This is a genomic window from Burkholderia sp. WAC0059, assembly GCF_002870125.1.
Taxonomy (GTDB): domain Bacteria; phylum Pseudomonadota; class Gammaproteobacteria; order Burkholderiales; family Burkholderiaceae; genus Paraburkholderia.
In genome coordinates this window covers 96,009-110,266 of sequence record NZ_PNEO01000010.1, presented here as the reverse complement: position 1 = coordinate 110,266, position 14,258 = coordinate 96,009, and the positions used below count along the sequence as shown (strand labels likewise).

The 14,258-nt window shown below is 67.6% G+C and carries 12 protein-coding genes; 5 read left to right on the top strand and 7 right to left on the bottom strand.

Going from position 1 to position 14,258, the window contains the following annotated elements; genetic code table 11:
* Positions 1 to 30: 30 nt before the first annotated feature.
* Complete coding sequence (norR, locus tag CY652_RS12285) at positions 31 to 1,674, bottom strand: nitric oxide reductase transcriptional regulator NorR (protein ID WP_102130987.1); 1,644 nt, start codon at positions 1,672 to 1,674, stop codon at positions 31 to 33.
* A 147-nt stretch (positions 1,675 to 1,821) separates the two neighbouring features.
* Between norR and hmpA the strand changes: the two genes are divergently transcribed.
* Together hmpA and CY652_RS12275 are read left to right on the top strand one after the other, a co-directional pair.
* Positions 1,822 to 3,024 (top strand): NO-inducible flavohemoprotein, encoded by a 1,203-nt coding sequence (hmpA, locus tag CY652_RS12280; protein WP_102130986.1) that lies wholly within the window; start codon positions 1,822 to 1,824, stop codon positions 3,022 to 3,024.
* A gap of 115 nt (positions 3,025 to 3,139) precedes the next feature.
* Positions 3,140 to 4,198: a permease gene (locus CY652_RS12275; RefSeq protein WP_102130985.1), complete on the top strand. Its 1,059-nt coding sequence runs from the start codon at positions 3,140 to 3,142 to the stop codon at positions 4,196 to 4,198.
* Positions 4,199 to 4,339: 141 nt separating this feature from the next.
* Here the strand turns inward: CY652_RS12275 and CY652_RS12270 are convergent, their stop codons facing one another.
* The 6 genes from CY652_RS12270 to CY652_RS12245 all read right to left on the bottom strand — a co-directional run bounded on the left by CY652_RS12270 (position 4,340) and on the right by CY652_RS12245 (position 10,451).
* Positions 4,340 to 5,491, bottom strand: coding sequence for an aldose epimerase family protein (locus tag CY652_RS12270; protein WP_102130984.1), 1,152 nt, complete (start codon positions 5,489 to 5,491; stop codon positions 4,340 to 4,342).
* A 175-nt stretch (positions 5,492 to 5,666) separates the two neighbouring features.
* The gene (locus CY652_RS12265; protein WP_102130983.1) at positions 5,667 to 7,055 is read right to left on the bottom strand and encodes a sodium:solute symporter family protein; all 1,389 of its coding nucleotides are present in this window, start codon (positions 7,053 to 7,055) and stop codon (positions 5,667 to 5,669) included.
* Positions 7,056 to 7,074: 19 nt separating this feature from the next.
* A complete protein-coding gene (locus tag CY652_RS12260; protein WP_374703653.1) occupies positions 7,075 to 7,380 on the bottom strand; it encodes a DUF3311 domain-containing protein in 306 nt (101 codons plus the stop codon).
* Positions 7,347 to 8,750, bottom strand: coding sequence for an amidase (locus CY652_RS12255; protein ID WP_102130981.1), 1,404 nt, complete (start codon positions 8,748 to 8,750; stop codon positions 7,347 to 7,349). Before CY652_RS12255 ends, CY652_RS12260 begins: the two co-directional genes overlap by 34 nt.
* Positions 8,751 to 9,156: 406 nt before the next feature.
* A complete protein-coding gene (locus CY652_RS12250) occupies positions 9,157 to 9,615 on the bottom strand; it encodes a MarR family winged helix-turn-helix transcriptional regulator (protein ID WP_102130980.1) in 459 nt (152 codons plus the stop codon).
* Positions 9,616 to 9,779: 164 nt separating this feature from the next.
* Complete coding sequence (locus CY652_RS12245) at positions 9,780 to 10,451, bottom strand: GntR family transcriptional regulator (protein ID WP_102130979.1); 672 nt, start codon at positions 10,449 to 10,451, stop codon at positions 9,780 to 9,782.
* 183 nt (positions 10,452 to 10,634) lie between these two features.
* On the opposite strand from CY652_RS12245, the gene CY652_RS12240 reads away from it, so the two are divergent.
* From CY652_RS12240 to CY652_RS12230, 3 genes are read left to right on the top strand one after another with little or no spacing between them, the layout of a single operon-like run.
* On the top strand, positions 10,635 to 12,083 hold the full coding sequence (locus CY652_RS12240) for an MFS transporter (RefSeq protein WP_102130978.1): 1,449 nt from the start codon (positions 10,635 to 10,637) through the stop codon (positions 12,081 to 12,083).
* Positions 12,080 to 13,462, top strand: coding sequence for an MmgE/PrpD family protein (locus CY652_RS12235; RefSeq protein WP_102130977.1), 1,383 nt, complete (start codon positions 12,080 to 12,082; stop codon positions 13,460 to 13,462). The genes CY652_RS12240 and CY652_RS12235 overlap by 4 nt, the downstream gene beginning before the upstream one ends.
* On the top strand, positions 13,455 to 14,192 hold the full coding sequence (locus tag CY652_RS12230) for an MmgE/PrpD family protein (protein WP_102130976.1): 738 nt from the start codon (positions 13,455 to 13,457) through the stop codon (positions 14,190 to 14,192). Before CY652_RS12235 ends, CY652_RS12230 begins: the two co-directional genes overlap by 8 nt.
* Positions 14,193 to 14,258: the final 66 nt, after the last annotated feature.

Here is a 14,258-nt window from a genome sequence, read left to right as displayed (position 1 = left end):
TGGCGGGCAGCAGGCAGAGCGTATCGACGATCAGTGTTTCTGGGGAGCATCCGGCCGCGTGTCGGCGGCCGTCCTTTTTTTCGCCACGGGAACCCCGAGCCTTGCCGCCAGCCGCGTGAGATTCGCGCGATCCAGCCCCAGCGCCCGCGCGGTGGCGGCGAGGTTGCCGTCATGCTCGCGGAGCGATCTTTCGATCAGGTGTTTCTGAAACGCGTCGACCTGGGAGCGAAGGTCCGCGGCGCCCGGCGGCACATGCTCCATTCCCGCCGATAATCCTTCTTCTCTCGCGGGCGACATGGCGGTTTCCGGGCCGGCGATATCCAGATCGTCGGGAGTCAGCGTCACGATGCCCGATCTCGGCGCGCCGGTCTTGCCGTCGGCATGACGCCCTTCGGCGCGCAGCGCCGCGCGGGCAATCAGGTGTTCGAGTTCCCGCGCATTGCCCGGCCAGGCGTAATTCACGAGGACGTCCTGCGCCGCGGGCGCAAGACGCAGCGCCCGGATGCCCATCCGGCGGCGGTTTTCCTCGAGGAACGCGCCCGCGAGCAGCGGAATGTCCTGACGCCGCTCCCGCAGCGGGGGAACCTGCAACGGAAAGATGCTGAGCCGGTGATACAGGTCGGCGCGAAACCGGCCCGCCCGTACCTCGTCGGCCAGCGAACGGTTCGTCGCGGCAATGAGCCGGACATTCACCCGATGCTCGCGATCCGAGCCGACCCGCTGCAACTGCCCGTCCTGCAGGACGCGCAATAGCTTCGCCTGCACGCGCAACGGCAGCTCGCCGATTTCGTCGAGAAACAGCGTGCCGCCGTCGGCTGCATCGAACCGGCCCGGGCGGTCGCTGACCGCGCCGGAGAACGCGCCCCGGACGTGGCCGAACAGTTCGCTCTCGACCAGATTTTCAGGCAGGGCCGCGCAGTTGATCGTCACGAGAAGGTTGTCCGCGCGGGCGGATTCCGCGTGCAACCGGCGCGCGACCAGTTCCTTGCCGACGCCCGTTTCTCCGGTGATCAACACCGTCAGGTCGCTCGGCGCGACGAGGTCGATCTCCGAGATCATCTGCCGGTACGCCGGACTCCGCCCCACCAGTTGATGCCTGGGCTCGCGGGCGGCCAGGCGATAGGCCTCGGCCTTCCTGCGCGCGTCTTCCACCGAGCGGGACAGTTGCTGGAAGCGCGTCATGGCGGCCACCGTGGCCGTCGCGAGACCGGCAAAGGTGTCGAGAATCCTGAGGTCCGAACGCGAGAAACGGTCCCGGTCCAGCGCATCGAGCGTCAGCAGCCCCCATACGTCCTGCCCGACACGCAGGGCGCAGCCCATGCAGTCGTGTACTTCGAGATCGCCGTCCCGGCCTTCGACGAGGCCGTCGTAGGGATCGGGCAGCGCGCAGTCGACGGGGAAGCGCATGGCGCGCGGCGATTCCAGCAACGTCCGCAGGCGCGGATGCGCGTCGATCGCGAAACGCCGCCCCAGCGTATCGGCGCTCAAGCCCAGCACCGCCAGCGGGACGAGCGCGCCGCCGTCGAGGCGCAGCAGGGCGATCGCGTCGCAGGGAAGGAGACGGCGGAGGGCGTCGAGCAGGCGCTGATAGCGGAGCTCGGCGGGCAAATCGTCTTGCGCGAGGTCCGCGATCAAAGGCACCAGGGCATCCAGTACGTTCGATATCTGAGTCAAAAAAACAACTCCGTTATTCGTTGTTGGAGTCAAAATAACATTATTTTTTGACTCTATTAAGAATTCGTCATTGATTTATATGGCTTTTGTAAATGGCACGGATTCTGCCTTGTACCGGTTCCCATCAATCATCGGGAACGTCGAATCATGTTGAGCAACGCTCAAAGCAACATCATCAAGGCGACCGTGCCTGTGCTGGAGACGGGCGGCGAGGCGCTCACCACCCACTTCTACCGGACGATGCTCGCGGAATACCCCGAGGTGCGCCCGCTGTTCAATCAGGCGCATCAGGCAAGCGGCGCGCAGCCCCGGGCGCTGGCGAACGGCGTGCTCATGTATGCGCGCAACATCGACCGTCTGGAAGCGCTCGGTCCGCTCGCCGCCCAGATCGTCAGCAAGCACGTGGCGCTGCAAGTCCTGCCCGGGCATTATCCGATCGTGGGAACCTGTCTGCTGCGGGCGATCCGCGAAGTGCTCGGGGCGGAAATCGCCACCGACGCCGTCATCGACGCCTGGGGCGCCGCCTACCAGCAGCTCGCCGATCTCCTGATCGGCGCCGAACGCGACGCTTACGATCAGTTGGCGCAGGCCCCCGGCGGGTGGCGCGGCGCACGCGCGTTCCGCGTGGTCCGTAAAGTGCCGGAAAGCGCCGAAATCACCTCGTTCTATCTCGAGCCGGTCGATGGTCGTCCGGTCGTCCGCTTCCGGCCGGGCCAGTACATCGGCCTGAAACTGATCGTCGACGGCGAAGAAATCCGTCGCAACTATTCGCTGTCGGCCCCGCCGGACGGACAGAGCTATCGGATCAGCGTCAAACGCGAACCTCACGGACGGGCCTCCGGCTTCCTGCATGACCGGGTGTCCGAGGGCGCGACGCTCGAGCTGTTCCCGCCGGCGGGCGAATTCACGCTGGGCACGAGCGACCGGCCGATCGCGCTGATCAGCGGCGGCGTCGGCATCACGCCGACTCTCGCGATGGCCGAGGCCGCGCTGGAAGCCGGCCGCCCGGTCAGGTTTATCCACTATGCCCGTCACGCGGACGTCCACGCATTCGGCGACCTGCTCGACACGTGGTCCGCGCGCCATGCGCACTTCAAGGCCTATGTCGTCTACGAGCGGCACGACGCGACGGCGGCGCGCCAGCCCGACGCCACGGGTCGTCCCGACGCGGCCCAACTGAAGCGCTGGTTGCCGGCCGCGCCCGACTTCGACGCCTATTTCCTGGGGCCGAAGCCGTTCATGGTGTGCATCCGGCGGATGCTGCGCGATCTCGGCTTGCCCGACGAACGGATTCGCTACGAATTCTTCGGGCCGGCCCAGGCGCTCGACGCGGACAGCGGGCAGCAATAGCGCCACCCCGGCATGCCTCGCCGGCCACGCCGCTTTGGGACTGAAAAACGCTTCGGTATGTTAATTTCCGCGTTGTTATTCCTGTTCCAACAGATGGCGTTTAAGCGAGGACTCCATGAATACCGTGCGTAGTACGCCGGGGGCGCCTTCCTGGGGCTGGCCGGTTTTCCTGCTGGTCGCGGTGCTGGGCCTGTTCTACGTGAAATGGTCGCCGTATTACCATCGCGCGTTTACCGCCGAGGCGACGCATTCGATCGGCAATTCGATCCTGATGGGAAAGGCGGCGACGCCGCCCGCGGCCTCGTTCGCCGCCGCGTTCGATTATGCGTGGGCGTACGGCAAGGCGATCTGGCAGGCGCTCGTGCTCGGCCTGCTGCTCGGCTCGGCGGTGCAGGCGCTGTTGCCGGCGCAGTGGATTGCGCGCGCGCTCGGCGGCCGCGGCTTCGGCAGCGTCGCCGCCGGCGGCCTGCTCGCGGTGCCGGGGATGATGTGCACGTGCTGCGCGGCGCCCGTCGTCGCGGGCCTGCGCGAACGCCGCGCGTCGGCCGGCGGCGCGCTCGCGTTCTGGCTCGGCAATTCGGTGCTCAACCCGGCGACGCTCGTATTCATGGGCTTCGTGCTCGGCTGGCACTGGACCGCGCTGCGTCTCGTGCTCGGCATCGCGATGGTGTTCGGGCTAGGCTGGCTCGTGAACCGCTTCGTCACGCCGGCCGAAGCCGAGGCCGCGGACGCGCAGTTGGCGCAGTTCGCCGCGCGGCGCGCGAGCGGCCATCCGCTCGCGAACTGGCTGCGGCTCTTCGTGCGCATGGCGGTGCGGCTGATTCCGGAATATCTGCTGCTCGTGCTGCTGCTCGGCGCCGCGCGCGCGTGGCTGTTTCCGCACGTCGGGCCGGAGGTGACGAGCAGCATCGGCTGGATCGTCGCGTTCTCGGTCGCGGGCATGCTGTTCGTGATCCCGACCGCCGGCGAGGTGCCGATCATCCAGGCGATGCTCTCGCTCGGCATGGGCGTCGGCCCGGCCGGTGCGCTGCTGATGACGCTGCCGCCCGTCAGCGCGCCGTCGCTCGCGATGCTTTCGCGCTCGTTCCGTCCGCGCGTGCTGACGCTGGTCGCGGTCGCGGTGGTGCTGTTCGGGATCGTCGGCGGGATCGCGGTGTCGATGCCCGGTTTCTGATTTCGGGGCGGCCGGTTTTTCGGTCCCCGCTTGCCGTTTTGTCTTGTCCGCCGTTCGTCCGTCGCCGTCGATGCAGGCAAAGCCCCGGGAAATCGGGGCTTTGCTTTTTCCGCATTCCATGCAGCCGTGCGCACCGCATTCTCAATGCGCGCCGACCTTCCATACCGTCACTTCGTGCAGCGTTTCGCCGGGCTTCAATGTCGTCGATGGGAACGACGGATGGTTCGGCGAATCGGGGAAATGCTCCGCCTCGAACGCGAACGCATCGGTTTGCCGATAGGCCGTGCCGCCTTTTCCCGCCACGCTGCCGTCGAGCCCGTTCGCCGTGTAGAACTGCAAGCCCGGCTGCGTCGTATGGATTTCGAGCCAGCGGCCCGACGCCGGATCGCTGGCACGCGCGGCGAACACGGGCACGGGCCGGCCGCCGTCGTCCCGGCGGTTGGGGTCGTAGTGGTCCAGCACCCAGTTCTGGTCGTAGCCGTGCGCAAGCAGAAGCTGGGGATGCGCCTCGCGCAGGTGCGAACCGATCGGCGTCGGCTGGCGCAGGTCCAGCGGCGTGCCGGCGACGTTCGCGAGTTCGCCCGTCGGAATCGACGTGCCGTCGGTCGGCGTGAAGCGCGATGCTGCGATCTGCACGAGTTGTCGCTCGACGTTGCCGCTCGACGCGCCGCCGAGATTGAAATAGCTGTGGTTCGTCAGGTTGACGACGGTATCCCTGTCGGTCGTCGCGCGATAGTCGATTCGTATCGCGTTGTCGTCGGTCAGCGTATAGGTGACGTCGGTCGTCAGCGTGCCGGGGAAGCCGTTTTCGCCGTCGGGGCTGACGTAGCGCAGCGTGACGCTTGCCGCCGCGGCGCCGCGATGCGTCCCGACGACGGACCAGACTTGCGCGTCGAAGCTGCCGGGGCCGCCATGCAGCGTGTTCGGTCCGTCGTTGAGCGGCAGTTGCCAGGACCGGCCGCCGAGTTCGAAGCGGCCTCGCGCGATCCGGTTGGCGTAACGGCCGATCAGCGCGCCGAAGTGGATGTTCCCGTTGTACCGCTCGTAATCGCCGAGCGTATCGAACCCGAGCACGATGTCGGCGGCTTCTCCGTGCCGGTCCGGCACGTGCAGCGCCGTGACGATGCCGCCGTAGGCGATCACCTTCAGCGTCACGCCGTGGCGGTTCGAAAACGTGTATTCGCCGACGGCGCGGCCGTCGCGAGTCGTGCCGTAGGCCGACTCGGCGAGCGACACGCCCGGCACCGGCGCAGCGGCGACGCGCCCGGACGGTCGCGACGAAAGTGAGGTCATAGTTCTGTCTCCGGTTCGCAGCGGACGATCCGATGCCCGGGCGGCGCAGCACGTTTCGTGCCGCGCCGCCCGGAGCATCGGACGGGCGATCGCGGAAGGACGCGGCTCGCGCCGGACCGACGCCGGCAAATTGCGGGCCGGGCGCCCGTGCTTGCTGAGCGGCTTACCGGCCGATTTACTGGGCGGACATCGCGCTCGTGCGCTTTCCGGTTACTGCGTTGAGCAGCAGGACGATCACCACATTGACAAGCAGCGAGACGAGCCCGACGTTCATGCCGGACAGCGTCACGTTCTCGAGATACAGGACGACGGAGAGAATCTGCCCGGCGAGCATGCCGACGGCCACCGCATAGCCTTTGACGCGCATGCCGAGCGACACGATCAGCACGCCGGGGAAAAATTGCGTGATCCCGTTGAAGGCCGTATTGAGGATCGTGACCATCAGGTTGGACGAGGAGACGGCCAGCACCATCGACAGTCCGAGGTAGACCAGGATGACGGCCTTCGACCCGCTCTTTTGCCTGGCTTCCGACAGGCCCGGCATCAGGTTGCGCGTAAAGATCGGACCGATCGCGAGGCACAGTCCCGCCAGCACGACGAGGCCGGACAGCGCCGCTGCCGCGGCCACCATGCCCAGCATCCAGTTCGGCAGCAACGCCGACGCGGTGGCAAAAAAGGCGTCGTTCGCGGAGGCGAGTTTCATCTCGTGACCCGACGCGAAATGCGCGGCGAGCACGAGAAACGGAAACATCAGCATATAGAGCGGCATGACCATCTGGGTCCGCCGGATGGTGTTCGCGCTCTTCGCCGTGAAAAGATTCTGCACGTTGTACGGAAACATATACAGGCCCAGCGACTGGAACAGCATCGTGCTCATCGAAAACACGAGCTGGGTCGAATTCATGCTGTTGCCCGCCCGGTTCGCGGCGCCCTCGAACACGGACTGGAGGCCGACCTTGCTGAGCACGGCCAGCCCGACGGCGGCGATGGCCACCACCATCAGGACGTCTTTCAGAATCGCGATGAAGGCGGAGGCGCGCACGCCCGCTATGGCGACGTAGCCGAACGCGAAGCATGCGGCGAGCGCGATGAGTTGCAGCGAGCTGAACCCCCATTCCATGCCTTTCAGCGCGAACAGCAGGCCCGTAAACTGCAACTGGCCCCACGGAAGCAGGAACAGGATCGCCGTGAATGCGGCCATCGTCTCCGCGAAGCGGCTTTCGAAGTGACCCTTGAACAGGTCGGGGAGGGTGATGGCATCGTACTTCTTTCCCGCTTCCCAGATTTTCGGCCCGAGGAAATAGCCGACCGGGTAGGCCAGCAGCACGAATCCCATGAACCAGACGCCGTAGCTCACGCCCTTGGCGTAGATGCCGCCGGGGAATCCCATCATGGTGCTGAGACTGTAGATTTCGCCGGCGGACAGAAAAAACACGAGGAACGGGCCGAATTGATGCGACGCCACGAAAAAGTCCCGCACGCCTTGCCGGGCGTGTCCGCGCCTCGAAAGCAGCGCCAACACGACGGACAGCAGCATCAGGAAGCAAAATACCAGGGTAGCCATGTCGGATCAATCTTCCGTTCTAGTGGGTTTCGATGTCTGTTTCCTGCGCGTCGGGCTTTCTGTCGAACAGCCGCCAGCAGGTCCACAGGCATCCCGACGTGATGAAGAACCACGCGAATATCCAGGCATAGGCAAACGGAATGCCGAATACCGTCGCGTCGACTTTCGCGACGACCGGCAAGGCGGCGATGACGCCCAGGTACGGCACGACGAAACCGATCAATATCCTCAACATCTCACCCTCTTCAATAAGCACGCGCCCGCATCGGGCCTGTTTCGCATCCGGCGCCGTCAGGGCGTGGCGACCCGTTTCGGCCACGACCACGACAGTCCGCCACGCTCCAGATAGGCCTGTCCCAGGCGGCACAGGACGGCGTCGCTGCCCATCGGGCCGATCAGTTGAAAGCCGATCGGCATGCCCGAACGCGATGCCCGCGCGGGCAAATTGACGGCCGGACATCCCGTCATGTTGACGAACCCGGTAAATATCGCGTGCCCGCGAGGCCCGACGTTCCGGCCATCGATGGTTGCCGGGTAGACGGTTCCCGCCTCCCACGGCATGGCGGCGGCGCTCGGGGTCATGACGAAGTCGTATTCGCCGAGCAGCCGCGTGACGCTCCCGGCGATGGCGTCGCGCCGGGCCAGCGCGGCGGCGAGCGACGGTCCGCCGACCTCCGCCGAGTCGACCAGCGCCTTGTTGGCCGGGCCGATTCGTTCGCTTCCCCCCGGAAAGCCGTCGAGCAGCGCCTTCAGATGGGATCGGCTGATGGTCGAGAAGAGGTCCGCCACTTCGTCGAGATCGATGGGCAACTGCCCGTCCTCGATTGCGAAACCGAGCTCGCGAAACGTGCGGGCGGCATGGCGGACCTGCTCGCGAATCTCGGGGTCGACCGGATGGGCGTCGGGCTCGATCACCAGCAGGATTCGCCGGCCGTTGCCGTCGAACCGCTCCGGCCCGTCGTCATGCTCGGAGAAAACGCCTTGCGGCCGACCGATGACCTGCATGACGGCGACGACGTCTTCGACACTGCGCGCAATGGGTCCGGTCACCATCAGGCCCGACAGGATGTCCGGAAAGCCGGCTCCGCACGCCACCTCGTCGCGCGACGGTTTCAGGCCGATCAGGCCGGTATGGGAAGCCGGTCGCCGGATGGAGCCCCCGCCGTCCGTCGCGAGCGCGATCGGGCCCATGCCGGCCGCAACGGCGGCGACCGCGCCGCCGCTCGAGCCGCCCGGCGTCAGCGCGACGTCCCACGGGTTGACGGTCCGCCCGAATAGCAGGTTGTCCGTATATCCGTGGACGGTGAATTCCGGAACGTTGGTTTTTCCGAGGATGACGGCGCCCGCGGCACGCAATCGCGATACCGGAAGGTCGTCGACCTCGGGAACGAAATGCTCGTACAGGGCGCTTCCCCACGTGGCGCGCAAGCCGCGTACGTAGAGGTTGTCCTTCACGCTGACCGGAACGCCGTCAAGCCGGCCCAGCGCGCAACCGTCCTTCCAGCGCAGCGTGCTGTCGGCCGCTGACCGGGCCGCTCCCGCGTAATCGAGCGTCGCGAACGCATTCAACGCCGGATTCAGCCTGTCGATCTGCTCCGCGACGCTCTCGAACGCGTCGGTGGCGGTTGCGCTTCCCGAGGCATAGGCCGCGCTCAGTTCGCAGCCGCTGTACGCCCAGAGGGGACGCTGCTTCATTCTTTACCTCGATGCGGAAACGCTTGCCAATAAACCGGTTCGGGGGACGCGATGAAACGCGATTCGCGCGGACGATCGACGGCATCGCCCCGGCATGCCGGTCGATGATCAGTCATCCTCTCGACATGCGTGGCGCGCGCCATCGCAAATGGTTCCAAATAGAACTATTTGCGAGAGTAGTCGGACAAAAAATTGGCGTCAAGCGCTTGCGATGCCGGTCGGATCGGCGCGGAAATTGCCGGCGGAGAAAGGGGGAAGAGGGGGACGCCTGAACCGCAGGCACGACGAGCGGCCGCAGGCGAACACGGGAGCCGGCTATCGCGACTCGGCTTGCGCGGCGGGGCGAAAAGGCGCCGGGAACGTCGCGCCGCTTTGCGCGCAAGACGGCGCTATCGAGCCGTTCCCGCTAGAAACCGGCCTTTACGATCTCGCTGTCGATGACCCTGGCGAGGCAGGCGTTGAGCGCGGCGCTTTCCTGCGCGCTCAGGACGGAATACATCTCGCGTTCGATGCCTTCGACGACGGGCGTGAACGACTCGTATAGCGACCGCCCTTGCGCGGTCAGCCTGAGCACCTTGGATCGGCTGTCGCTGGCGTCTTTCGAGCTCTTGACGAGTTTCATCGAGATCAGCTTGCTCAACGCCCGGCTGATCGTGTTCTTCGGCCGCCCGGTGACCTCCACCAGGTCGGTGGCCGTCAGGTCGGGCTTGAGGAACAGGATGAAGACCAGCGCCCACTCGTGGAAGAGCAGATCGTGCTCGTCTTCCAGAAGCCGGCTTAACTTCGTGATGTAGCGCTGCGTCAGGAAGCTCATCCGATACGCGGTGATCGTCGGATTGTTCTCGAGAATACAACGCGCCTTCATAGGGAAAGACCTCCGCACGGAGCGGGCTTGCTGGCCAGAGTGTCGGGAATTCTAGCAGATGGCCGGGCCTTGCCCGGCGGGGCCGGGCGCCCGATTCGATACGCCGGCCGCGGGGCGCGCCGGGCCGTCCGGGCGTTTGGGGAGGGGAAGCGCGCTTCCGGGCATCATTCCCGCCAGGCCGCTTCGATCGCGCGCAGCGCGCCGAGCACGATCGAGCGGTTCAGGGCGGCGGCCAGCGTGCCGTCGCGCTCCGCATACGCCTGGCACAGCCGCTCGTGATCGGCGCACGAGTGCTTCAGGCGGCCGGGGAGCGACGTGCTCAGATGGCGCAGCCGGTTGATGCGCATGCGCAGCGAGTTGAGCACTTCGCGGTAGATGCCGTTGCCGGCGATGCGCAACTCCTCGTCGCGGAACGCGACGTTGGCCCAGAAGTAGGCGTCGACGTCCTCGCGGTCGGCCGCTTCCGCCAGTGGACGATGCGCGCGCCACAGGGCGTCGACGTCCTCCGCGTTCGCGCGTTCCACGATGGCCTGGGAAACCTGCTGGTAGAGGATCGCGCGCAACTGGTAGATCTCGCGCGCCTCCTTCAGGCTCGGCGACGAGACGCGCGGCCGCCGGCGCGGCGACCAGTCGACGAGGCCCTCGCGGGTCAGCGCGAAGAGCGCCTCGCGCACGGGCGTGCGGCTCACGCCGAAGCGCCTCGCGAGATCGACCGAATTGAGGTCGTCGCCCGGCGACAGCTTGCCCTCGATGATTCCGCGCGCGACCCAGTCGACGATCTCGGCCACCGGCGAGACCGCGTCGTCTTCCACCGCGCTGTCGACATCTTCAGACATTCCGTTCCCCCGCATCGTCCCGTGTTCCGCCGGCTGGCCCCGATCCTGCGCGGATTCTAGCAAACCGGCACCCGGCCGCGTCGGCGCTGGAGGGTGGCGTTTTCCTCTAAGTGTATACACTATGTGGAAATATGGCGCTTCAGATACTAAAGTGGACTGAATTAGAACGAATATGTCGACACTATGAATACGCGCAGCGCAACGGCAGGAGGAGACGTCCAGTCCGCGCAGCCCGACGTCATCGTCGTGCCCCGCAGCGATGCGACGGTCTCGGCGCGGCTCGACCGGCTGCCGCCCACGCGTTACTTCCGGGGGCTCGTCGCGCGCATCGCGATCGGCGGCTGGTTCGAGTTCTACGAGATGTTCATGGCCGCCTACATCGCGCTCGGTCTGATCCGCAGCGGGCTGTATCGCGCCACGACCGCTGGGCTCTTCGACGTCGACGGCTTCGCCAGCTTCCTCGGTGCGTTTTTCGCCGGCATGTTCGTCGGCACGGTCTGCATGGGCGGGCTGACGGACCGCTTCGGCCGGCGCGCGGTGTTCACGTTCGCGATGCTCGCCTATTCGCTCGCGACGTTCGTCGCCGCGTTCCAGCACGAGCCGGTCGCGATGGACGCCTGGCGCTTCGTGGCCGGCGTCGGCATCGGCATCCAGTTGATCACCGTCGACACCTACGTTTCGGAACTGACGCCGCACCGCAGCCGCGGGCGCTACATGGCGTTCAGCATTCTCGTGATCCTGACCTCGGTGCCGGTCGTCGCCGTGCTGTCGTTCCTGCTCGTGCCGCAACGGCTTTTCGGTCTGGAGGGCTGGCGCTGGGTGATGATTGTCGGCTCGGCGGGCGCGGTGCTGATCGGGTTCATCCGCCGCGGGCTGCCCGAGTCGCCGCGCTGGCTGGAGAGCCGGGGCCGCGCGGACGAGGCCGGCCGCATCGTCGACCTGATCGAGGCGCGCGTCGTGGCCGAAACGGGGCGCCCGCTCCCGCCGCCGACCGCCGAGGCGTCGCGCGTCGCCGACGAGCGGCCCGGCGCGTGGTCCGAGATCTGGCGCCGGCCTTACCTCGGACGCACGATCATGCTGTCGTGCTTCAACTTCTTCCAGACCTTCGGCGTCTACGGCTTCGGCTCGTGGGTGCCGGTGCTGCTCTATACGAAGGGCGTCACGCTCACGCACTCGCTGCTTTACACGATGGTGATCGCGTTCGCGACGCCGCTCGGCGCCATCGGCGCGATCCTCTGCGCCGAGCGGCTGCAGCGCAAGTGGCAACTGGTCGGCTGTGCGGTCGTCGTCGCGATCGGCGGGCTGCTGTTCGGCATGGCGCGCGCGCCGGCGCCGATCCTGCTGTGCGGCAGCGCGGTGACGATCGCGAACAACTGGCTGATCGGCATTTTCCATAGCTATCAGGCCGAGCTCTATCCGACCCGCATCCGTGCGCGCGCGGTGGGGTTCGTGTTTAGCTGGAGCCGGCTCAGCTCGATCTTCGTGGGGTTCTGGGTGGCGGCGCTGCTCAAGCATTCGGGCGTGCCCGCCGTATTCGCGCTGATTTCGTCAGCGATGCTGGTGATCGTCATCATGGTCGGGCTGCTCGGTCCGAAGACCAATGGCGTCCGTCTCGAGGAGTTGTCCCGATGAGTTCCATCGCCGCCGTGTTCGCGCACGGCCTGCATACGCTCGCGCAGCAGCCGCTGCCGGAGCCGGTCGCCGCCGAGGCGCGGCGCTCGCTGTTCAACGTCGTCGGCACCTCCGTCGGCGCGTCGGGGCATCCCGGGCTCGCCGCGATTCTCGCGACCGCGCGCGAGCTCGGCGCCGGGGCCGACGTGTCGGACGCGCCCGTGCTCGGCACCGGCGAGCGCGTCGATACGCACTTCGCCGCGCTCGCGAACGGCTTCGCGGGCCATCTCGACGATTACGACGACACCCATCTCGCGACGGTGATCCATCCGGCCGCCTCCGTGCTCGCGGTGCTGGCCGCGCTGGCGGGCGAGGCGCGGCCCAGCGGGGAAGCAGCACTGCGCGCGTTCGCGCTCGGTTGCGAGGCGCAGTTGCGCGTGGGCGTCGCGATTTCGCCCGAACACTACGATCGCGGCTGGCACATCACCGGGACTTGCGGCGTGATCGGCTGTGCGGCGACGGCCGCGCTGCTGCTCGGTTTCGACGCGGCGCGACTCGCGGACGCGATCGGGCTGGCCGCGTCGATGTTCGTCGGGCAGCGCGAGGCGTTCGGCACGATGACCAAGCCGTATCACCCGGGCAAGGCCGCCGCCAACGGGATCGCGGCCGCGCGGCTGGCGCAGCAGGGACTGAAGCCGGCTGCCGACATCTTCGAGGCGCAGGGCGGCTATGCGCACGCGCTCTCGACACGGGTCGACTTCGAACAGATGACCGGGCAGATGGGGCAGCGCTGGGAGCTGCTGTTCAACACCTACAAGCCTTATCCGTGCGGGATCGTGGCGCATCCGGCGATCGACGCAGGGCTCGCGCTCGCGCAGTCGATCGCCGATCCGGCCGCGATCGAGGCGGTCACGGTGCGCTGCCATCCGCTCGTGCCGGAACTGATGGGCAACCCGCAGCCGAAGGACGGCCTGCAGGCGCGCTTCAGCGCGATTCACGGCGTGGCTGCCGCGCTGTGCGACCGCGAAGTCGGGCTCGCGCAGTACGAGGACGCGCGCGTGGTGCGCGACGACCTGCGCGCGCTGCGCGCGAAGACGATGCTCGCGCCCGACGGTGCAGTGGCGCGCGACGAGGTGTTCATCGCCGCGCGTCTCGCCGACGGCCGCACGGTCGAGCACCACGTCGAGCACGCGCGCGGCAGCCTCGCGCGACCGCTGAACGACGCCGAGCTGAACGCGAAGGTCACGCGGCTCGTCGATCCGGTACTCGGCGCCGGCGCGGCCGCGCGCATTGCTGCGCAGATCGCCTCGATCGGGAGCGCGCCGGACCTCGACGCGCTCTGGGCGCTTTGCACCCCCCGTACCGCACGGACGCTGAACAAGGAACCGAGTCATGCATAACGCCACCGCCCAATCTGCCGTCTCCGACGCGCTCGTCGCTTTTGCCGCCGCGCCGCGCGACGGGCTGGACCCGGCCGCCGTCGAGGTCGCGTGTCGCGCGCTTGCCGCGGCACGCGAGCAGGTGCGTACCGCCGACGATTCCGCGCAGCCGGCGCGCGCGCTCGCCGCGCTCGGCTCCGATCTGCGCGCGCGCGCCTGGCGTCTCGGCGTACGGCTTGCGTCGCGCGCGCCGGCGTCGCGCGCCGTCCCGGTGCTGGCCGTCGTGCTCGCGTACGGCGAGGTGAACGGCAAAGCGCACGGCACGGCCGACGACGACCTCGCCGCGGCCGCGGCGATCGGCATCGAGGCGGCCGCGCGCGTCGCGGCCGCCGTCGAGGACGACGCGTTCCGCGCGCGCTGGAACGTCGCCTCCGCGCTCGGTGGCCTCGGCGCGGTGCTGGCGCTCGCGCGCCTGCTGCGGCTCGACGCGACGCGCGCGCGCCACGCGCTCGGCATCGTCGCGACCCAGGCGGCGGGCCTGGCGCATAACGCCGGCAGCCCGATCGCGGCGCTCGAAACCGGCAAGGCGGCCGCCGACGCCGTCGAGGCCGCGCTGCTCGCGAAGCACGGCTTCACCAGCGCGCCGGCGTCGATCGACGGGCGGCGCGGACTGGCGGCGCTGATGGCCTACCGCTTCGACGAATCGGCGCTCGTTGGCGCGCTCGGGTGCGAAGGGATCGGCGCCAACTGAAGGGCAGGACGATGCGGCGGCATCGAGGCATGCCATATTCATCCGGAATGCAGAACAATGAAACAG